The sequence below is a fragment of the Citrobacter sp. RHBSTW-00944 genome (assembly GCF_013615435.1).
Taxonomy (GTDB): domain Bacteria; phylum Pseudomonadota; class Gammaproteobacteria; order Enterobacterales; family Enterobacteriaceae; genus Citrobacter; species Citrobacter braakii.
Genome location: NZ_CP055418.1, coordinates 4,923,182 through 4,944,596 on the forward strand (window position 1 = coordinate 4,923,182; position 21,415 = coordinate 4,944,596).

Genomic DNA, 21,415 nt, shown 5'->3' on the forward strand with positions numbered 1-21,415 from the left:
TAAGATACTCATGGCTCAAGGCACGCTTTATATTGTTTCTGCCCCCAGTGGCGCGGGTAAATCCAGCCTGATTCAGGCTTTATTAAAGACCCAACCGTTGTATGACACCCAGGTTTCTGTTTCGCACACCACGCGCGCACCGCGCCCGGGGGAAGTGCACGGTGAACACTATTTTTTTGTGAACCATGACGAATTCAGAACCATGATTGGCAGAGACGCGTTCCTGGAACACGCTGAGGTTTTCGGTAATTACTACGGCACCTCGCGTGAGACCATTGAGCAAGTATTAGCATCCGGCGTAGACGTCTTTTTAGATATCGATTGGCAAGGTGCGCAGCAAATTCGTCAAAAAATGCCGCATGCGCGCAGTATTTTTATTTTGCCGCCATCTAAGATTGAGCTGGATCGCCGTCTTCGTGGCCGCGGTCAGGATAGCGAAGACGTGATCGCAAAACGTATGGCGCAAGCTGTTGCAGAAATGAGCCATTACGCCGAATATGATTATCTTATTGTGAATGATGATTTCGATACCGCCCTGGGCGATTTGAAAACTATCATTCGCGCCGAACGTCTGCGCATGAGCCGCCAAAAGCAGCGTCATGACGCTTTAATCAGCAAACTGTTGGCAGACTGAACCCACATTCAGTATCATGCCCAGTCATTTCTTCACCTGTGGAGCATTTTAAGTATGGCACGCGTAACTGTTCAGGACGCTGTAGAGAAAATTGGTAACCGTTTTGACCTGGTACTGGTCGCCGCGCGTCGCGCTCGTCAGATGCAGGTAGGCGGAAAGGATCCGCTCGTACCGGAAGAAAACGATAAAACTACCGTTATCGCGCTGCGCGAAATCGAAGAAGGTCTGATCAACAACCAGATCCTCGACGTGCGTGAGCGCCAGGAACAGCAAGAGCAGGAAGCCGCTGAATTACAAGCCGTTACCGCTATTGCTGAAGGTCGTCGTTAATCACAAAGCGGGTCGCCCTTGTATCTGTTTGAAAGCCTGAATCAACTGATTCAAAACTACCTGCCGGAAGACCAGATTAAGCGTCTTCGGCAGGCGTATCTCGTTGCACGTGACGCTCACGAGGGCCAGACACGTTCAAGCGGTGAACCCTATATCACGCACCCGGTAGCGGTAGCCTGCATTCTGGCCGAGATGAAACTCGACTATGAAACGCTGATGGCTGCACTGCTGCATGACGTGATTGAAGATACCCCTGCCACCTACCAGGACATGGAACAGCTTTTTGGTAAAAGCGTTGCTGAACTGGTAGAAGGGGTGTCGAAACTTGATAAGCTTAAGTTTCGCGATAAGAAAGAGGCGCAAGCTGAAAACTTTCGCAAGATGATTATGGCGATGGTGCAGGATATCCGCGTCATTCTCATCAAACTCGCTGACCGTACCCACAACATGCGCACACTGGGCTCATTACGCCCGGACAAGCGTCGCCGCATCGCCCGTGAAACCCTCGAAATCTATAGTCCGCTGGCACACCGTTTAGGTATTCATCACATTAAAACCGAGCTGGAAGAGCTGGGTTTTGAAGCGCTGTACCCGAACCGCTATCGCGTGATTAAAGAAGTGGTTAAAGCCGCTCGTGGCAACCGCAAAGAGATGATCCAAAAAATCCTCTCGGAAATCGAAGGGCGTTTGCAAGAGGCAGGTATTCCGTGTCGCGTAAGTGGCCGCGAGAAGCACCTGTACTCTATTTACTGCAAAATGGTGCTCAAAGAGCAGCGTTTTCACTCCATCATGGATATCTACGCTTTTCGCGTTATCGTTCATGATTCCGATACCTGTTATCGCGTACTCGGCCAGATGCACAGCCTGTACAAACCTCGTCCTGGTCGCGTGAAAGACTATATCGCCATTCCGAAAGCGAACGGATATCAGTCTTTGCACACCTCAATGATCGGCCCTCACGGCGTCCCGGTTGAAGTACAGATTCGTACCGAAGACATGGACCAGATGGCAGAGATGGGTGTAGCAGCGCACTGGGCTTACAAAGAGCACGGCGGCGAAAGCAGCACCACCGCACAAATCCGCGCTCAACGCTGGATGCAAAGCCTGCTGGAACTGCAGCAGAGCGCCGGTAGCTCGTTTGAATTTATTGAAAGCGTCAAATCTGATCTCTTCCCGGATGAGATTTATGTTTTCACACCGGAAGGGCGCATTGTCGAACTGCCTGCCGGTGCAACGCCTGTCGACTTCGCCTACGCCGTGCATACCGATATCGGTCACGCCTGCGTCGGCGCACGCGTCGACAGACAACCTTACCCGCTTTCGCAGCCGCTCTTTAGCGGCCAGACCGTTGAGATTATTACCGCTCCGGGCGCCCGTCCGAATGCAGCGTGGCTCAACTTCGTCGTCAGTTCGAAAGCGCGCGCCAAAATTCGCCAACTGCTGAAAAACCTCAAGCGCGATGATTCCGTCAGTCTGGGTCGTCGACTGCTCAACCATGCCTTAGGCGGTAGCCGTAAACTGGCTGAGATCCCGCCAGAGAGCATCCAGCGTGAGCTTGAGCGCATGAAGCTCGCCACGCTTGACGATCTGCTCGCGGAAATCGGTCTGGGTAACGCCATGAGCGTGGTGGTAGCGAAAAACCTCCAGCAGGGCGAAGCAACGGCAAACGTGCCAGCGCAATCTGGCCACGGTCATCTGCCGATCAAAGGCGCAGATGGCGTGCTGATCACCTTCGCGAAATGCTGTCGTCCGATTCCTGGCGATCCAATCATTGCCCACGTCAGCCCGGGTAAAGGTCTGGTGATTCACCATGAATCCTGCCGTAACATTCGTGGCTATCAAAAAGAGCCAGAGAAGTTTATGGCGGTGGAATGGGATAAAGAGACAGAGCAGGAGTTCATCACCGAGATTAAGGTGGATATGTTTAACCACCAGGGTGCTCTGGCGAACCTGACGGCGGCAATCAACACGACCACCTCCAACATTCAAAGTCTGAATACGGAAGAGAAAGATGGCCGCGTCTATAGCGCCTTTATTCGCCTGACCGCTCGCGATCGCGTGCACCTGGCGAATATCATGCGCAAAATCCGCGTCATGCCGGACGTGATAAAAGTCACCCGTAACCGTAACTAGAACACGTTTTATGAATACTCAACGTTATGCACGTATTTGCGAGATGCTCGCACGTCGTCAGCCCGATCTGACCGTCTGCATGGAGCAGGTCCACAAACCTCATAACGTTTCTGCAATCATTCGTACTGCAGACGCGGTCGGCGTGCATGAAGTCCACGCCGTCTGGCCTGGTAGCCGTATGCGCACCATGGCCTCTTCTGCCGCAGGCAGCAACAGTTGGGTACAGGTGAAGACTCACCGCACTATTGGCGATGCGGTCACACATTTAAAAAGCCAGGGTATGCAGGTTCTGGCAACACATCTGTCAGATAAAGCCGTGGATTTTCGCGAGATTGATTACACGCGCCCCACCTGCATCCTGATGGGCCAGGAGAAAACCGGCATCACTCAGGAAGCGTTGGATCTGGCGGATCAGGACATCATCATTCCCATGACTGGCATGGTGCAGTCGCTGAACGTTTCGGTCGCCTCCGCGCTGATTCTGTACGAAGCACAGCGCCAGCGGCAAAACGCCGGCATGTACCAACGAGAAAACAGCATGCTGGCGCAAGATGAGCAGCAGCGTTTGCTGTTTGAAGGCGGTTATCCGGTGCTGGCGAATGTCGCTAAGCGCAAAGGTCTTCCCTACCCCCACGTAAACACGCAGGGCGAAATTGAAGCCGATGCAACGTGGTGGGCCACTATGCAATCTGCGAGATAAACGCGATGAAAGGCCGTTTACTGGATGCCATCCCACTCAATTCTCTGACCGGCGTTGGCGCAGCGCAAAGCAGTAAACTGGCGAAAATTGGCCTGCACACCGTGCAGGACCTTCTGCTCCACCTCCCTCTGCGTTACGAAGACCGCACGCACCTGTACCCGATTGGCGAACTGCTGCCGGGCGTTTATGCCACCGTAGAAGGCGAAGTGCTGAACTGCAATATCACCTTCGGCGGACGCCGGATGATGACCTGTCAGATCAGTGATGGCTCCGGCATTCTCACCATGCGCTTTTTCAACTTCAGCGCCGCAATGAAAAACAGTCTCGCCACCGGTCGCCGGGTGCTGGCCTATGGCGAAGCCAAACGCGGAAAATACGGCGCAGAGATGATCCACCCGGAGTATCGCGTGCAGGGCGATCTCAGCACGCCGGAATTGCAGGAAACGCTCACACCGGTGTATCCAACCACCGAAGGCGTGAAGCAGGCCACGCTGCGCAAACTGACCGATCAAGCGCTGGACCTGCTCGATACCTGCGCTATTGCCGAACTGCTGCCGCCAGAGTTGTTGCAAGGTATGATGAGCCTGCCAGAAGCTCTGCGCACATTGCACCGTCCACCGCCGTCACTGCAGTTGAGCGATCTGGAAACCGGTCAGCATCCAGCACAGCGACGTCTGATTCTGGAAGAATTGCTGGCGCATAACCTCAGCATGCTGGCACTACGCGCCGGGGCGCAACGTTTCCACGCCCAGCCGCTGCTCGCAAACAACGCGCTGAAAGATAAACTGCTGGCGGCTTTACCGTTTAAACCCACCGGCGCCCAGGCCCGCGTTACTGCTGAGATCGAACGCGATATGGCACTGGATGTCCCCATGATGCGTCTGGTGCACGGCGATGTCGGCTCCGGTAAAACGCTGGTTGCGGCGCTGGCCGCCCTACGTGCCATCGCACATGGTAAGCAAGTTGCGCTGATGGCCCCCACCGAACTGCTGGCTGAACAGCACGCCAATAACTTCCGCAACTGGTTCGCGCCACTGGGTATTGAAGTTGGCTGGCTGGCAGGTAAACAGAAAGGCAAAGCGCGCCAGGCACAGCAGGAAGCTATCGCCAGCGGTGAGGTGCAGATGATTGTCGGCACGCACGCAATTTTCCAGGAACAGGTGCAGTTCAACGGACTGGCACTGGTTATCATCGACGAACAGCACCGTTTTGGCGTACATCAGCGCCTGGCGCTGTGGGAGAAAGGCCAGCAGCAGGGTTTCCATCCACACCAGCTAATCATGACCGCCACCCCAATCCCGCGTACGCTGGCGATGACCGCCTATGCCGATCTCGACACGTCGGTCATTGACGAACTCCCTCCGGGGCGTACGCCGGTCACCACGGTGGCGATTCCGGATACCCGCCGCAGCGATATTATTGACCGCGTGCGCAACGCTTGTACCCATGAAGGGCGCCAGGCGTACTGGGTCTGTACGCTGATTGAAGAGTCTGATTTGTTAGAAGCTCAGGCGGCTGAAGCCACGTGGGAAGAGCTTAAACTGGTGCTGCCAGAGCTGAATATTGGCCTGGTACACGGCCGTATGAAGCCCGCAGAGAAGCAGTCGGTAATGGCGGCGTTTAAGCAGGGCGAACTGCAGCTGCTGGTTGCCACCACGGTGATTGAAGTGGGCGTAGACGTACCTAACGCCAGCCTGATGATTATTGAAAACCCGGAGCGCTTGGGCCTGGCGCAGTTGCACCAGCTACGTGGTCGCGTAGGTCGTGGCGCGGTGGCCTCCCACTGCGTCCTGCTCTACAAATCGCCGCTGTCAAAAACCGCGCAAAAACGTCTGCAGGTTCTGCGCGACAGCAACGACGGATTCGTGATCGCGCAAAAAGATTTAGAGATCCGCGGGCCCGGCGAGCTGTTGGGTACGCGCCAGACCGGAACGGCAGAATTCAAAGTCGCAGATTTGCTGCGCGATCAGGCGATTATCCCGGAAGTTCAGCGCATTGCCCGTCATATTCACGAACGTTACCCGCAACAGGCTGTGGCGCTGATTGAACGCTGGATGCCGGAAACCGAGCGCTACTCCAACGCATAGTAGATTCATAGCGGCGGCGGATGTGACTCCGCCGCACAGACATTATTGCGCAAAAATCGGCAGCAGTAGATACAGCTTAATCACCAGCGCATTGACGATATCGATAAAGAACGCCCCCACCATCGGCACCACCAGAAACGCCATATGGGATGGTCCAAAACGTTCTGTAATTGCCTGCATGTTGGCAATCGCCGTGGGTGTCGCACCGAGGCCAAAACCGCAGTGTCCGGCTGCCAGCACGGCGGCATCGTAGTTCTTACCCATCATGCGCCAGGTGACGAATATCGCGTACAGCGCCATGAAAATGGTCTGCACAACCAGGATTGCCAGCATCGGCAGGGCCAGAGAAGCCAGCTCCCACAGCTTCAGACTCATTAGCGCCATCGCCAGGAACAGCGAAAGGCTAACGTTACCCAACACCGAAACCGCGCGCTCGAACACCCGATAAAAACCCATTAACGCCAGGCCGTTACTGAGGATCACCCCAACAAACAGCACGCAGACGAAAGTCGGCAGTTCCAGCACCGTTCCGACCAGCATTTGTGCAACGATTTTACCCACCGTCAGACAGATTGCGATCAGCGCAATGGTTTCAATCAGCACCAGCGAAGTGATTATGCGTCCGACATCCGGCTTTTCAAATGCGGTAGGCACAGCCTGATCGTCCGGCATGCCGTCTGGCGTGGTAGAGTGTTTGACCAGATAGCGGGCCACCGGGCCGCCAATCAATCCGCCCAGCACCAGGCCAAACGTTGCGCAAGCCATCGCCACTTCCGTCGCATTAGCGAAACCATAGCGCTCAATAAACAGTTTGCTCCATGCGGCCCCGGTTCCATGCCCACCAGAGAGGGTTATCGAACCGGCGATCAGACCCATCAGCGGATCCAGACCCAGCAGGGTCGCCATACCAATACCGATGGCGTTTTGCATCAGCAGCAGGCCAACAACCACAATCAGAAAGATACCCACCACGCGGCCACCCGCGCGCAGGCTGGCGATATTGGCGTTCAGGCCGATAGTGGCGAAGAATGCCAGCATCAGCGGATCGCGCAGGGTCATGTCGAAGTTCACTTCCCAACCCATGCTTTTTTTCAGCACCAGCAGCGCAATCGCCACCAGCAATCCGCCAGCTACAGGTTCGGGAATGGTGTATTTTTTCAGGAAGGAAACAGACTGGACGAGCTTACGTCCCAGCAGCAACACAAGGGTTGCCGCAACCAGCGTTGATAACGTATCGAGATAAAACATTTACAACTCCATTAGTGCGTTTAGCACAATCACGCACGATGCATTCCAGACCGATTTTTAGCTCTTATTGAGTTTTCGGTGTGGATTTTAAGCAGAAAATCATGAAAAGTTATATAAAAATGTTTGTTTATCCGTTTTAAATATTAAGAACACCTGGTAGCAAACGTTTGCATTTCCGCCATGGTCAGATAAAATCACCGCTTTTCCACCATGGGATTGCCTCTGATGTCCGTTAACGCCGTAGAGTCAACAAATGCGCAACCGGTTGCGCAGACTCACAACAGTGAACTGATTTACCGTCTTGAAGATCGCCCCCCACTAGCCCAGACCCTGTTTGCCGCCTGTCAGCACCTGCTGGCCATGTTCGTCGCGGTAATCACCCCAGCGCTGTTAATTTGCCAGGCGCTCGGTTTACCGGCTCAGGATACTCAACACATAATCAGTATGTCGCTGTTCGCTTCCGGCGTGGCTTCTATCATTCAGATCAAAGCCTGGGGGCCGGTCGGCTCAGGGCTATTATCCATTCAGGGCACCAGCTTTAACTTTGTTGCGCCACTGATTATGGGCGGTACAGCGCTAAAAACCGGTGGTGCAGATGTCCCAACCATGATGGCGGCGCTGTTCGGTACACTGATGCTGGCAAGCTGCACTGAGATGGTTATCTCACGCGTACTGCATCTGGCGCGTCGTATCATTACCCCGCTGGTCTCAGGCGTGGTGGTGATGATTATCGGCCTGTCGCTGATTCAGGTGGGGCTGACGTCGATTGGCGGCGGCTATGCGGCAATGAGCGACAACACCTTTGGCGCACCAAAGAATTTACTGCTGGCTGGCGTCGTGCTGGCGCTGATTATCCTGCTTAACCGCCAGCGCAACCCGTACCTGCGCGTTGCGTCACTGGTGATTGCGATGGCGGCAGGTTACCTGTTGGCGTGGTTTATGGATATGCTGCCGCAAAATACCGCGCCGGTAAGTCAGGACCTGCTGATGGTGCCAACGCCGTTGTATTATGGCCTGGGTATCGACTGGAGCTTACTGCTGCCGCTGATGCTGGTGTTTATGATTACCTCGCTGGAAACCATCGGTGATATTACGGCCACCTCCGATGTCTCCGAGCAGCCCGTTTCTGGTCCGCTGTATATGAAACGCCTGAAAGGCGGCGTACTGGCGAACGGTCTGAACTCGTTTGTTTCAGCCGTATTCAACACCTTCCCGAACTCCTGTTTTGGACAAAACAACGGGGTTATTCAGTTAACAGGTGTTGCCAGCCGCTACGTTGGTTTTGTGGTTGCGCTGATGCTGATCGCGTTGGGCCTGTTCCCGGCGGTCAGCGGTTTTGTACAGCATATTCCTGAGCCAGTACTCGGCGGTGCTACGCTGGTGATGTTCGGTACTATCGCGGCATCCGGCGTGCGTATCGTATCCCGCGAACCGCTGAACCGCCGCGCAATTCTGATTATCGCGCTGTCGCTGGCCGTCGGCCTCGGCGTTTCCCAGCAGCCGCTGATCCTGCAGTTCGCTCCGGACTGGGTGAAAAACCTGCTCTCTTCCGGCATTGCCGCAGGCGGTATTACCGCTATCGTTCTGAATCTGGTGTTCCCACCAGAGAAGCAATAAGCAAAATGCGGCGTTGATTCTGAATCAACGCCGCTGTAACGCTCTTTCACCATTCCCGCCTTGAGCATTGCGCCTAAATCGTGCATAACTTGACTATGTGCACTTCGCGGGATGGAAGACCATGAAATTTATTGGAAAGCTGCTTCTTTACGTGCTGATCGCCCTTGCAGTGGCGATCCTCGGCTTATATTTTCTACTGCAAACCCGCTGGGGCGCAGAGCACGTCAGCGCCTGGGTTTCGCAGAACAGCAGCTACCATCTGGCATTTGATGCCATCGATCACCGGTTTTCTTCTCCTTCCCATATTCTGCTGGAAAACGTCACCTTTGGCCGGGATGGTCAGCCCGCAACGCTGGTCGCCAAAACGGTCGATATTGGACTGAGCAGTCGCCAAATCACCGACCCGCTGCACGTAGACACCATCCTTTTGCAAAACGGCACGCTGAATCTTTCCCAGCAAACTGCGCCGCTGCCGTTCCAGGCCGATCGCCTGCAATTGCAAGATATGGCGCTTAATAGTCCCGGTAGCGAGTGGACCCTGAGCGCGCAGCGCGTTAACGGCGGAGTCATACCCTGGAGTCCTGAGGCGGGTAAAATTCTCGGGAGTAAAGCGCAAATTCAGCTCAGCGCCAGTTCGTTGACGCTGAACGACGTCCCGACGACCAACGTATTGATTGAAGGCAGTATTGACCATGACCGTGTGACGCTGAGCAATATTGGCGCAGATGTGGCGCGTGGGGCATTAACCGGCGTGGCACAACGCAATGCCGACGGTAGTTGGGTAGTGGAGAATCTACGTCTGAACGATATTCGGCTGCAAAGCGACAAATCGCTGGCCGAGTTTTTTGCTCCGTTAAGCACTATTCCTTCCCTGCAAATTGGTCGTCTGGAAGTAACAGATGCCCGTCTGCAAGGCCCTGACTGGGCGGTGACGGATCTCGATCTGAGCTTGCGCAACATGACCTTCAGCAAGGACGACTGGCAAACTCAGGAAGGAAAACTGTCGATGAACGCCAGCGAGTTTATCTACGGCTCTCTGCACTTTTTCGATCCGATTATGAACGCCGAGTTCTCGCCGCAGGGCATAGCGCTGCGTCAGTTCACCACCCGCTGGGAAGGGGGAATGGTCAGAACATCCGGAAACTGGCAGCGTAACAACAAAGCGCTGGTCCTCGATGATGCCGCCATTGCCGGTCTGGAGTACACGCTGCCGGAAAACTGGAAACAGCTGTGGATGAAACCTCTACCAGCCTGGCTAGCCAGCCTGACGCTGAAGAAATTCAGCGCCAGCCGTAATCTGGTGATTGATATCGACCCGAGCTTCCCATGGCAGCTCACCGCGCTGGACGGCTACGGTGCTAACCTCGGGCTGGTGCAGAACAATCAGTGGGGGATCTGGAGCGGGAGCGCTAACCTCAACGCCGCTGCCGGCACCTTTAACCGCACCGACGTGCGTCGTCCTTCGCTGGCGCTGACGGCGAACAGCAGCACCATCAATATCAGCGAACTAAGCGCCTATACGGAAAAAGGGTTGCTGGAGGCCACTGCCAGTATTTCACAGTTGCCTCAGCGTCAAACTCAGGTCAGCCTGAACGGGCGCGGCGTGCCAATGACGATTCTGCAGCAGTGGGGATGGCCCGCACTGCCGCTTTCCGGTGACGGTAACATCCAGCTTACCGCCAGCGGCAATATTCAAGCCGATGCGCCACTCAAGCCAACGGTCAGCGGCAAGTTGCATGCGGTGAACGTGGAGAAACAGCAGGTAACGCAAACCATGCAGGCGGGCGTGGTATCCGGTAGTGAAGTTACCGCCCCACCCGCTGCGCAGTAAAATCTGACGGCCCGGCGGCGCTTTGCCTGCCGGGTCGCCGTTTATCGCTGTAAGCGCGCATATTCACTGCACAACAGCCACTTCACCGGCTCGTCCTCTTCTATCGCCGGGAAGCGACCGCCTGGCTCAAGGAAGTGATTGTCATGCAGGTCGTCATTGACCATCGAGATCTCCCAGCCCAGCACGAACGCTTTCTCCGCCCAAAAGCGATGATACAACCGCGGCGGCAGGCATACCCCCTGCCCCGGTTTCAATACCAGCGTCTCGCCAGCGTCAACGGAACGCCGCTGACCATCGACGCTAACCTCAACAATACGCCGGGCATCATACCCGTCATCAGGCGTAGCCCACGCCAACTGCATACATAAATCACCGCCGCCGCGGTTAACGATATCTTCCATTTTATGGCGATGAAAATGCCATGGCGTCTGCTGATCCTGCTGAATCTGCAGCATCTTTTCGGCGTACGGTTTGGGGTAGCTGGCTGACCCTAACTGACCATTGCGCAACGTCAGTAACGTCAGCCCCGTTTGCGCAAAATCTCCGCGCCCAAAGTCGGTTATATCCCAGCCCAGTTGGAGATCGAGCACTTCACGCCACAGAGTGTGATCCTGTTGCCGCCAGGCGTCAGCCGTAAAATACGCAAAGTCAGGCAGGCAAACCCGAAAAGTCTCGGCGATGGCATGCGCTTTATCGACGGCATAATTAATGTGTGAACGCTTCATTCCACTTTTCCTTGTTGCGAAAAAGGCGGGTCACCCCGCCTGTATGCGGTTAGTAAAGTGACGCTTTGCCGGTTGAGCCGAACAGTTTCATTTTGTGACGGATCACATCCCGCGCGGCGCTAATGGCTTCCGGGTAAATAACGTTCGGGTCCCACCAGGTTTCTTTTGCCAGGATTTCGCGGACTTTCTGGAAGTAAGCGTATTTCATATCGCTGGAAATGTTGATTTTGCCAACGCCCAGCGTAACGGATTCGGCAATTTCCGCATCCGGGTTCGCGGAACCTCCGTGCAGCACCAGCGGAATGTCCACTCGCCCGGCGATGTCGCGCAGGATGTGCATTTGCAGCTCTGGCTGCATCCCTTTCGGGTAGATGCCGTGTGCAGTTCCAATCGCCACCGCCAGCGTATCCGCGCCAGTACGGGCGATAAAATCCTGTGCCTGATCAGGATCGGTATAAGTGACCTTCGATACGCCGCCTTCCACTGACGTCCCGGTTTGACCAATCGTACCCAGTTCCCCTTCCACCGAAACGCCTACCGCATGCGCCAGCTTGACCACTTCGCGGGTCAGCGCCACGTTCTCTTCATACGGCAACAGCGAGCCATCAATCATCACCGAGGTAAACCCACACTGAATCGCCCGCAGGACATGCTCGACCGAAGCGCCGTGGTCCAGATGCAGAGTAAAGGGAACCGAGCTGCGCAGAGTGATATCACGGACGTAGCTAAAAAACGCATCGCCTACAAAATCATGTTCGCTGGGGTGAATGGAGATAATCGCCGGGGTATTGGTTGCTTCCGCTTCTTCCACTACTGCACGTACAAAGCAGCTGTCCGCCACGTTGAATGCGCCGATGGCGAAACCGTGCTGACGGGTAGGTTGCAGTAATTCTTTCATCGAAACTAACATGTTAATTCTCCAGTTTCAGGGTGTAGAAAGCCCTGCCAGTGCGTCGTCGCAGAGGCATAGAAGGCGTTACAGAAAATGAATCAGGCTTTGTCGATAGCGCCGCTGGCCTGCAGGTACGGAATAATGGCTTCCTCGCAGGCCTGCTCCATCAGGGCCAGGGCATCAACGAGTTCACCGGATGTGTCGCGACACAGGGTATGCAGCAGCGCAGCCTTTCCGGCTTCGAAAACCGCCGCGCCAACGTTTATCTTGGCGACGCCAAACGTCGGGCAGCGCTGTAGCTGGTCAAACGGCATCCCGCTGCCGCCATGCAGCGCCAGCGGCACCGTTGATAAACGGGCAATTTCCTCCAGTCGCTGGAAATCAATGGCGGGTATGACACCGGGCGCGTACATGCCATGTGCCGTGCCGACCGAGACCGCCAGTAAATCGATACCGGTCTGTTGGATAAAGGGCTCCACATCGGCGGCCTGGGTCATCAAATCAGCGTTAGCTGCGTGATCATAGCGCGGGGCGTCGGCCAGATGCCCCAGCTCACCTTCCACGCACAGAGAAACGCTGGTCGCGAGCTCAACCACCGCCCGGGTCTGGCGAATGTTCTCCTCCAGCGCAAAGGCAGAGGCGTCGATCATTAACCCGCTGAATCCGGCGCGAAAAGCCTGGCGAATGCGTACTGGGTCCTTTCCATGATCCAGCGCCAGCGCGACCGGTACCGACACTTCCTCTGCCAGCGTTTTGATGACCGCCACCGCTATCGGTGCAGGAAAATGGCCCAGATGCCCCTGATACAGATTCAGAATGATGGGCGCACGGTGTTTCTCAGCCACCCGCACCGCCGCACGGGCGCTTTCCAGATTCATACAGTTGATGGCCAGCAGCGCGTACTGCTCGCGCCAGGCTTTCGTCACCATGCTTTTCATATCGGCAAACATACGGCCTCCGGTTATTCCAGGGTGAAGGTGATCTCTTCGTCTTTCAGCTTTTGATCGCTAAGTTCATCAAACTCTTCGTCACGTTCGGTCACCGGCTTCTTCCACAACGACAGCATGACGCCGCAAATCACCGTGCCGATCCCCAGCGCCAGGCAAAACAGTAGCGGATGCGTAAAGAGCGGGACCACGAACATGCCGCCGTGCGGTACCGGGCTTTCGACGCCCCACACCATAATCAGACCGCCCGCTATCGCCGAGGCCACTACGCAGGACCCCACCACGCGCAGCAGGTCGCGCGCCGCAATGGGAATGACCCCTTCGGTAATCATGCAGATCCCCATCGGGAATGCCGCTTTCAGCGCCTCGCGCTCCGCACGGGTGTACTTGTGACGCGTCAGCAAAAAGGAGAGCGTAATGCCGAACGGAGGGATTATCGAACCGACAAACTTCACCGCTTCCGGACCGTACACGCCGCTGACCAACATGCCGTCAGCAAATAGCGACATGGTTTTATTCACCGGTCCGCCAAAGTCGAATGTCGCCATTGCGCCAAGGATGGCCCCCATTAAAAAGCGTGACCCGCCCTGCATGGACTCCAGCAGATGAATCAACGCGTCCTGCAGCCAGGCTATCGGTTTGCCAATGAGCGTCATCATCAACAGGCCGCCAATGACGGTACTCAGTACCGGCAGCACCATGATGGGCATCAACCCCTGCATCGACTGCGGCAAACGGATATAGCGCTTGAGCAGCAGGACGGTATAACCGACCAGAAAACCGCCCAGCATCCCGCCGATAAAACCGGTATGAATTTCACCGCAGACAAAGCCGACAATCAGACCCGGTGCGAATCCGGGGCGGTCAGCAATAGAGTACGCAATCGCCGCGCTAATCAGCGGTACGATTAACCCCATCCCCCAGCCGCCAATCTGGTTGAGCATCCAGGGTATGGTTCCTGTTTTTTCACCCACGTTAGTGCCGCCAAGTATTTGCCCGAGAGCAATACAGATCCCGGCGGCAACAATTAACGGGATCATCCACGAAATCCCCGTTAATAAATGTCTTTTTATTTCCTGAGATAGCGGAATTTTATTTTCACTCATGTGAAATCCCTCCAGAATGGGGATCGCTACTGGTTATTATTAACTAATGATTTTTCGACCTTTTCAAGAAACTGAATGGGCGACTTTATGACAATTTCAGTTTTCACTCGCACAATACGTTTATTTAAAAATCGTTCCTCCCCTTTTATTTTTACATCCACAGCGAGAATCACGACATCAGCAGCAGAAATGTCCTCTGTCAGCAATTCGTTTTCCGTGCCGATAGTCCCCTGGGTTTCTACTCTTATATTATGACCAAGCGCTTTAGCACCTTTAATTAACTTCTCACGGGCAATATAGGTGTGCGCAATACCCGCCGTACAGGCGGCAACACAAACAATATTCATAACATGCTCCACGTTTTATTTAGCAGACATTGGATTCAGCATATTGGCTAAAAAGCTCAATAATTTTCTGTGGACTGCTTTCGACTAACAGTTGTTCAATAATGTCGTCATCCGCCAACGCGCCAGCAACCTGCGAAAGCAGACGAATATGGGTAGTGTTTTGATCTTCAAGGCGTACGGCAAAAAGAATGATGCAGCGCACGTTGCTGCCGTCCAGGGTTTCCCAGGGAATATCCTGGCGGGTACGCCCAATCGCCAGCGTGGTATTGACCACCGCCGAGGATTTCCCGTGCGGAATCGCAATATGATTTTCGAAGCCGGTCGAGCCTTCTGATTCACGCTGCCAGACATCCTGAATAAACGTTTCCCGGCAGCTAATTGCCCCATCTTTTTGCAGAATATCCGTCAGTTCCTCAATAACCTCCGTTTTGTTTGTGGCCTTCATGTCCAAAATAACGCGATTTGTATTGAGTATTTTCGTGATGTCCATAAATCATACCTCATGGAGTTCAGACATTAATTTTCAACGACCAGCGACGTCGCCCGATGTAATTTTTCCGTAATAACCGTTTCTGTTACCCGCTTAATATCCGCATCATTGAAGAAGGCGGTGACATACACGACCGGCATGGCAACGGCAGGTAAATTGATCGTCGATACCACCAGTTCAATATCGTCCGTCAGGACGGAGGGCAAGCTGCCTGCCGACACCACGCCGACGATGGTCCAGTCCGGAAAGGCGCGCAGAATGCGGCTTTTGAGTAAGTGAGAGGTGCCGATACCGGTTGAGCAAACCAGCAGCACACGTTTACGCGCTATCTGACGCTCCATCGCGGCCTGAAAATGCACGGTTAAATATCCCACCTCATCATCCGACACAGCCCGCTCGCCCCAGCCGCTAAACACCCGATTCACCGCGCACTGAGTCAGACGCCAGACGTCCTGCAACTCGCCTTTAATGTCCTCCAGCAGCGGATTACGAATGCGGATCTGGTAGTTGAGGCGGTTAATCAGCGGCTTAATATGGATCAGCAATCCGTCATACAGCGCAGTGTCCTGGCTAAGATCGCAGTCAACCATTTCGGCGAAGGTGGCAATCAGCCGATGGGTAATCAAGCGTGCTTCGTCGCTGGAGTGCATATGGCCAATTACGCTCACATCGTTATGCTCTTCAATCACCATACCGGAGGAGATAATATATTGATAAATAAACCAGACTTCGTCTTCCGGTAGCGGGTGGGCAATGCGTTTTTCGATATGCTGAATCATGCGACTGGCAATGGAAAAGATGTTCTCATCACATGACGTGATGCTTTCTTCTTTTCTCGGCAGCGCATTGCCCCGCGTAATGCGGTACATCATGATCAGAATATGGGTAAAGATATTGACGTAATAAGGCTCTCCCAGCGACCAGCACAGATCGTTCTCCATTTCCTGCAACAGCGTCTGGACAAATAAAACGTCTTCTTCGCCGAAGTAATGCACTAACGCTTTATAACTGCCCGGATCAAGTCGTGAATAAATCACGCTTCCCGGTTCATTATGGTTAATCACACCGTTAATCAGCGACGCCATCGCCTGGCGCACCCCGCTCTCACTGCCTTCAATGTGTGTGCCGCTCTGGCTGCGAATCAGCGACAGGCCCAGCGGGGTAATCCACGATTCAATCACTTTCAGATCGTTAACAATCGATGCACTACTAATAAAATAACGTTCGGATAATTTATTGATCGATGTTTCATGCGGCGTTTCACTTAATAATTGCGAGGCTATCTTAACCCGCCGTGAATTATTCATCATGCCGTCAGCATCATCACCCTCCGACCCTAATAACTGATCCAGATATAAAAGGTCAGTAATGTTATCGGCACTTAATATCACGCCCGCACCGGCACGTTTATCGATAGATATTTTCCATTCTGATAACCATTGTTCCAGTAACCGCAGATCGCGCTGGACGGTCTTCTCTGAAACAGATAAATATTCGGCAATTTTTAGCAGCGTAACATATTCCTTCCGGGACAGAAGAAACTTTAATAATCTGTTTTGTCGCGAGGTAATCATTTGCATTATTTACCCTTATTACATACCAGATTAAATATCTATACCCGTCATACTTCAAGCTGCATGTGCGTTGGCTTTCCTCGCTCACCCCTGTCACGTACTTATGTACGCTCAGGGGATTCGCTGCGTCGCCGCCTTCCTGCAACTCGAATTATTTAGGTAATAAAGAAGCATTTATGCTCCACGTGTAATCCGTGATGATAAATATAAGAGGACTACGATGCGCCAACAATACTAAATCGTGTCCTGTATTCCGGACAGAAATAAGACAAAAAGAGGAAATAGTGAGATATTTACGGCGCAGATCACATTTTTCGCGGGAATCAGAGTGATACCGCTCGCAAATATGGGGAGGTAAAAATTAAAGTCTGGATGTTTTTGATTTTCAGATCTGGAACGCTGCTCGCGGCGTGGGCCGGATAAGACGTATCCGGCACCACGTTCAGATTCGCTTACAGGGTTATCGTCAACACATCTTCATCCGGCGTGACAACCGTTCCCCACTCGCTGCCCGCAGATGAACCGCCCTTCACACCGCTAACCTGTGGAATATTACGCAGGCACAGCGTCCAGTTACGCGCATCTCCACTACCTTGCACGGTGATGGTATTACCTACACGCGTCCCCTTCAGCGTGAAGATAACCGAGCCGTCAGCAGCCGGAACTTCACAGAGTGCTTCCCGCCCCTCCTGCAGATGGAACAGCTGGAACGCTGTCCCTTCGTGCCAGGCGTAGTCCGGCTTCTGGTTATTGCTACCCAACGCCAGCAGGGTATTGTCACGCACATAAACCGGCAGACTCAGGAAGTCATGCTGCTGCTTATGCCAGCGGCTGCCGGACACCTCATCATTACGCCACAGATGCGTCCAGCGTCCTTCCGGCAGATAGAACTGCACATCGCCCGCCTCGCTAAACACCGGCGCGACCATCACGCTATCGCCCAGCATGTACTGGCGGTCGAGATAATCACACGCCGGATCGTCCGGGAACTCCAGCATCATCGCGCGCATCATCGGGGTGCCCTGCGCATTAGCGCGCGCTGCTTCACGATACAGGTACGGCATCATGCGGCATTTCTGTTCGGTGAAGTAGCGCACCACATCGCAGGATTCGTCATCGTACGCCCATGGCACACGGTAGGATTTACTGCCATGCAGGCGGCTGTGACTGGAGAGCAGCCCAAACGCACACCAGCGCTTGTAGACGTGCGCCGGAGCGGTATTCTCAAAGCCGCCGATATCGTGGCTCCAGAAGCCAAAGCCGGACAGGCCAATAGACAAGCCACCGCGCAGGCTTTCCGCCATCGATTCATAGTTGGCGTAGCAGTCGCCGCCCCAGTGCACCGGAAACTGCTGTGCGCCCACGGAGGCCGAACGAGCAAACAGCACCGCCTCTTCTTCACCAACGGTTTCTTTCAGCACGTTCCACACCAGTTCGTTGTAGATGTACGCATAATGGTTGTGCATCTTCTGCGGATCGGCACCGTCAAACCACTGCACATCCGTGGGGATGCGTTCGCCAAAGTCAGTTTTGAAGCAGTCAACGCCGATATCCACCAGACCTTTCAGCTTGTTGGCATACCACTCGCAGGCTTGTGGATTAGTGAAGTCATAAATCGCCAGGCCCGGCTGCCATTTATCCCATTGCCACAGGGAACCGTCCGGCCGCTTGAGCAGATACCCTTTCGCTTTCAGTTCATTGAACAGCGGGGATTTCTGACCGATGTAGGGGTTTATCCATACGCACACCTTCAGCCCTTTCTCTTTCAGGCGGCGGATCATGCCTTCCGGGTCCGGGAAGGTCACCGGGTCCCACTCAAAGTCGCACCACTGGAAGGCCTTCATCCAGAAACAGTCGAAGTGAAAGACGTGCAGCGGCAGATTGCGCTCGGCCATGCCGTCGATAAAGCTGTTCACCGTCGCTTCATCGTAATTGGTGGTGAATGACGTGGTTAGCCACAGACCGAACGACCAGGCTGGCGGCAGCGCCGGACGGCCTGTAAAGCGGGTATAGCGATCCAGCACCGCCTTCGGCGTTGGGCCGTCGATGACGAAATATTCCAGATACTCGCTTTCAACGCTGAACTGCACTTTCGACACTTTCTCAGAGCCGATTTCAAACGACACGCACTGCGGATGGTTCACCAGCACTCCGTAGCCGCGGTTGGTGATATAAAACGGGATATTCTTGTAAGACTGCTCGGTACTGGTACCGCCATCGCGGTTCCAGGTTTCCACCGTCTGGCCGTTACGTACCAACGCGGTAAAACGCTCCCCCAGCCCGTACACCGTTTCCCCCACGCCCAAATCCAGACGCTCAAACATATAGTTACGCCCGCTGTGGGTATCCTGCACGTAACCGCTATTCTTTAGCTGACTGCCGGTAATACGTTCACCATTACGCAGGAAATCCAGCGACCAGAACTCACCTTTGGTCACCCGAACGCTCAGATTGCCGCTCTTCAGTTCGGCAAATTCAGCGGTGTTTCGCATCTCAACATTGACGTCCTGCAACACGTTCAGCGGGTAATGCGGGCCGGTATCCAGCGCGCCCTGGAAGTGCTCCATACGTACGCCCACCACCCCTTCCTGCGGCGAGAAAAAGCGTAAGGTGAAGAGTGGGGTATCCAGTTGCCAGGTACGTTCACGCACGTCGCGCGGCGCAACGTAGACAATCATCTCATTACCCTGCTGTTCAACGTCGAACACCTGAATTGGGTGTATTAAATTCAGGCCAGGTTGGGTCAGCCAGTTTCCATCGCTAATTTTCATCGTCAGTTCCTTAGTTCTGTAATTCTTTCGTCGTGAAATCCTGCTGGTTGCGGCGCGCGCCCTGAGCCAGCTGACTCATAATTTCCGTCAGATACGGCGTTTTCAGGGTATAGAAGCGTTTGGCAATCACGGCACTCAGCAGGTAACAAATCGCCGGGACAATGGTGAACAGGGCGATGATGATGCTAATGGTGGCGCTGTTCTGGGTTTTCGCGGCGGCGTCGTAGCCACCGCCCGCCAGCATCCAGCCGATCAGCGCCCCACCGAGCGCCAGACCCAGCTTGAGCACGAACAACGTGCCCGCAAAGCTGATCCCCGTCAGGCGTTTACCGTTGCACCATTCGCCGTAATCAACGGTGTCGGACATCATTACCCACTGGATTGGCGTAACGAGCTGGTGCAGTACACCAATGACAAAAATAAAGATAAACATGGTGATGCTGGCGTGCATCGGCACAAAGAACATCGCCAGGCTCGCCACCGCCAGCGCAGCGTTGGTCCACCAGAAGACGCTGACTTTGCATTTCCAGTCGGTCAGCGGTTTTGCCAGCGCAGAGCCGATCAGGTTGCCGACGCAATAGGCGGTGAGAAAGGCGACAAACACCTCCGGCTTACCCAAAATCCAGGTGACGTAATACATCATCGCGCCGCCACGAACGCAGACGGCCAGAATATTGAGGATGGTCAGCAGGCCGACGATGCGCCATTGGTCGTTTTGCCAGATATCGCGCAGGTCTTCACGCATAGAGGTGGTGCTCGGCGGCGCTTCCACGCGTTCTTTGGTAGTGAAGAAGCAGAACGCCAGCATCAGGAACGCCACCACGGAGAGCACCGCAATCCCGCCTTGAAAGCCGAACGCTTTATCCTCGCCACCAATCAGATTCACCAGCGGCATCATCAGCACGGTGGAGAGCATGCCGCCCGCCGTCGCCAGCACAAAGCGCCATGATTGCAGGGAGATACGCTGCGTAGGGTCATTAGTGATCACGCCGCCCAGCGCGCAGTAGGGAATATTGACCACGGTATAAAGCAGGGTCAGCAGCGTGTAGGTGATTGCGGCATAAATCATTTTGCCGTTCAGGCTGAGATCCGGCGTGCTGTAGGCCAGCACGCAAACCAGACCAAACGGCAGTGCGCCGAACAGCACCCACGGACGGAATTTCCCCCAGCGCGAACGGGTACGGTCGGCCAGCAGCCCCATGCAAGGGTCTGAGATGGCATCCAGCGCGCGGGCCAGTAAGAACATGGTGCCGACAAATCCGGCTGGGATACCAAAAATATCGGTATAGAAGAACATCATATATAACATGACGTTATCGAAGATAATGTGGCTAGCCGCATCGCCCATTCCGTAGCCAATCTTCTCTTTAACAGACAGAATCTCACTTTTCATTACGCATCCTTGTTAGCACTTTCACACGCCCTGATACCGGTTACAGTTCTTGTAAACCATCCCTGTGAGCGCGGGTATTCCGATATCTCGTTATCAAATTACGATTCTTGTTTTCTGTGATCAGCGTAGCGTCTAAAAATGTGTCTAAGTGTAAGTAATGGATTTTGCGGGGATTTATTTGAAACTGGTCATGGTATAGAGAAACGGAAGTTAAAAAAGTGAGTGAGGGGGTGTGGAAACGTTTGGAAGTAGCTATAATGCGCCCCGCCTCCATGTAGCAATCGAGGCGCGGAAGATCGTCATCTCCGGTGAGGTGGCTGGACTTCAAATCCAGTTGGGGACGCCAGCGTTCCCGGGCAGGTTCGACTCCTGTGATCTTCCGCCAATTTGCCTCTCCTGAACCCCCTTCATGTCAATAAAACCCCTGAAACATCTGATAAAACAAGAGAAATAATCCCACCATTGTCGCCTGAAGGTAATCGGCATCAAGTCCTATTTGGGGGTACATTAGGGGGTGTTATTTTCCTTTATAATATCAGCACCCCCATAATGGTAAAAATGTGATATATAACAAAGGGTTTTAACGATAC

17 protein-coding genes and 1 tRNA gene are annotated in these 21,415 nt (G+C 54.2%); 8 read left to right on the top strand and 10 right to left on the bottom strand.

Translation table 11 applies throughout. The features are described from left to right. Positions 1-10 precede the first annotated feature (10 nt). Genes gmk through recG form a run of 5 tightly spaced genes read left to right on the top strand, consistent with a single transcriptional unit; the run spans position 11 to position 5,884 of the window. Positions 11-634, top strand: coding sequence for a guanylate kinase (gmk, locus tag HV334_RS23935; protein ID WP_019078035.1), 624 nt, complete (start codon positions 11-13; stop codon positions 632-634). Between the two features lie 54 nt (positions 635-688). Continuing rightward, complete coding sequence (rpoZ, locus tag HV334_RS23940; protein ID WP_000135058.1) at positions 689-964, top strand: DNA-directed RNA polymerase subunit omega; 276 nt, start codon at positions 689-691, stop codon at positions 962-964. Positions 965-982: 18 nt separating this feature from the next. Beyond that, positions 983-3,097: a bifunctional GTP diphosphokinase/guanosine-3',5'-bis pyrophosphate 3'-pyrophosphohydrolase gene (gene spoT / locus HV334_RS23945; protein ID WP_003024038.1), complete on the top strand. Its 2,115-nt coding sequence runs from the start codon at positions 983-985 to the stop codon at positions 3,095-3,097. A 10-nt stretch (positions 3,098-3,107) separates the two neighbouring features. After that, positions 3,108-3,797, top strand: coding sequence for a tRNA (guanosine(18)-2'-O)-methyltransferase TrmH (trmH, locus tag HV334_RS23950; RefSeq protein ID WP_047415767.1), 690 nt, complete (start codon positions 3,108-3,110; stop codon positions 3,795-3,797). 5 nt (positions 3,798-3,802) lie between these two features. Next, on the top strand, positions 3,803-5,884 hold the full coding sequence (gene recG / locus HV334_RS23955) for an ATP-dependent DNA helicase RecG (protein ID WP_181220984.1): 2,082 nt from the start codon (positions 3,803-3,805) through the stop codon (positions 5,882-5,884). 42 nt (positions 5,885-5,926) lie between these two features. Here the strand turns inward: recG and gltS are convergent, their stop codons facing one another. Continuing rightward, positions 5,927-7,132 carry a sodium/glutamate symporter gene (gene gltS / locus HV334_RS23960; protein WP_016155009.1) on the bottom strand — a complete coding sequence of 402 codons (1,206 nt, stop codon included), beginning with the start codon at positions 7,130-7,132 and terminating at the stop codon, positions 5,927-5,929. A gap of 225 nt (positions 7,133-7,357) precedes the next feature. On the opposite strand from gltS, the gene xanP reads away from it, so the two are divergent. Together xanP and HV334_RS23970 are read left to right on the top strand one after the other, a co-directional pair. Further along, positions 7,358-8,749: a xanthine/proton symporter XanP gene (gene xanP, locus HV334_RS23965; RefSeq protein ID WP_003024026.1), complete on the top strand. Its 1,392-nt coding sequence runs from the start codon at positions 7,358-7,360 to the stop codon at positions 8,747-8,749. A 121-nt stretch (positions 8,750-8,870) separates the two neighbouring features. Then, on the top strand, positions 8,871-10,580 hold the full coding sequence (locus HV334_RS23970; RefSeq protein WP_181220985.1) for an AsmA family protein: 1,710 nt from the start codon (positions 8,871-8,873) through the stop codon (positions 10,578-10,580). 41 nt (positions 10,581-10,621) lie between these two features. On the opposite strand, the gene HV334_RS23975 is transcribed toward HV334_RS23970, so the two are convergent. The 9 genes from HV334_RS23975 to HV334_RS24015 all read right to left on the bottom strand — a co-directional run bounded on the left by HV334_RS23975 (position 10,622) and on the right by HV334_RS24015 (position 20,825). After that, on the bottom strand, positions 10,622-11,305 hold the full coding sequence (locus HV334_RS23975; RefSeq protein ID WP_016155011.1) for a D-lyxose/D-mannose family sugar isomerase: 684 nt from the start codon (positions 11,303-11,305) through the stop codon (positions 10,622-10,624). 49 nt (positions 11,306-11,354) lie between these two features. After that, positions 11,355-12,215 carry a ketose-bisphosphate aldolase gene (locus HV334_RS23980; RefSeq protein WP_047501687.1) on the bottom strand — a complete coding sequence of 287 codons (861 nt, stop codon included), beginning with the start codon at positions 12,213-12,215 and terminating at the stop codon, positions 11,355-11,357. Between the two features lie 80 nt (positions 12,216-12,295). Then, entirely contained in the window at positions 12,296-13,147 is an 852-nt protein-coding gene (locus HV334_RS23985; protein WP_181220986.1) for a class II fructose-bisphosphate aldolase, read from the bottom strand. An 11-nt stretch (positions 13,148-13,158) separates the two neighbouring features. Then, positions 13,159-14,250 (bottom strand): PTS fructose transporter subunit IIC, encoded by a 1,092-nt coding sequence (locus tag HV334_RS23990; protein ID WP_016157774.1) that lies wholly within the window; start codon positions 14,248-14,250, stop codon positions 13,159-13,161. Between the two features lie 26 nt (positions 14,251-14,276). After that, a complete protein-coding gene (locus HV334_RS23995; protein ID WP_016155014.1) occupies positions 14,277-14,597 on the bottom strand; it encodes a fructose PTS transporter subunit IIB in 321 nt (106 codons plus the stop codon). Between the two features lie 19 nt (positions 14,598-14,616). Continuing rightward, entirely contained in the window at positions 14,617-15,087 is a 471-nt protein-coding gene (locus tag HV334_RS24000) for a fructose PTS transporter subunit IIA (RefSeq protein ID WP_003842172.1), read from the bottom strand. Between the two features lie 26 nt (positions 15,088-15,113). Further along, positions 15,114-16,667 (bottom strand): PRD domain-containing protein, encoded by a 1,554-nt coding sequence (locus tag HV334_RS24005; protein ID WP_016155015.1) that lies wholly within the window; start codon positions 16,665-16,667, stop codon positions 15,114-15,116. A 446-nt stretch (positions 16,668-17,113) separates the two neighbouring features. After that, positions 17,114-19,432 (bottom strand): alpha-xylosidase, encoded by a 2,319-nt coding sequence (gene yicI / locus HV334_RS24010; RefSeq protein WP_181220987.1) that lies wholly within the window; start codon positions 19,430-19,432, stop codon positions 17,114-17,116. 10 nt (positions 19,433-19,442) lie between these two features. Next, complete coding sequence (locus HV334_RS24015) at positions 19,443-20,825, bottom strand: glycoside-pentoside-hexuronide family transporter (RefSeq protein WP_016155017.1); 1,383 nt, start codon at positions 20,823-20,825, stop codon at positions 19,443-19,445. A gap of 290 nt (positions 20,826-21,115) precedes the next feature. On the opposite strand from HV334_RS24015, the gene HV334_RS24020 reads away from it, so the two are divergent. Further along, a tRNA-Sec gene (locus tag HV334_RS24020) sits at positions 21,116-21,210 on the top strand. Positions 21,211-21,415: the final 205 nt, after the last annotated feature.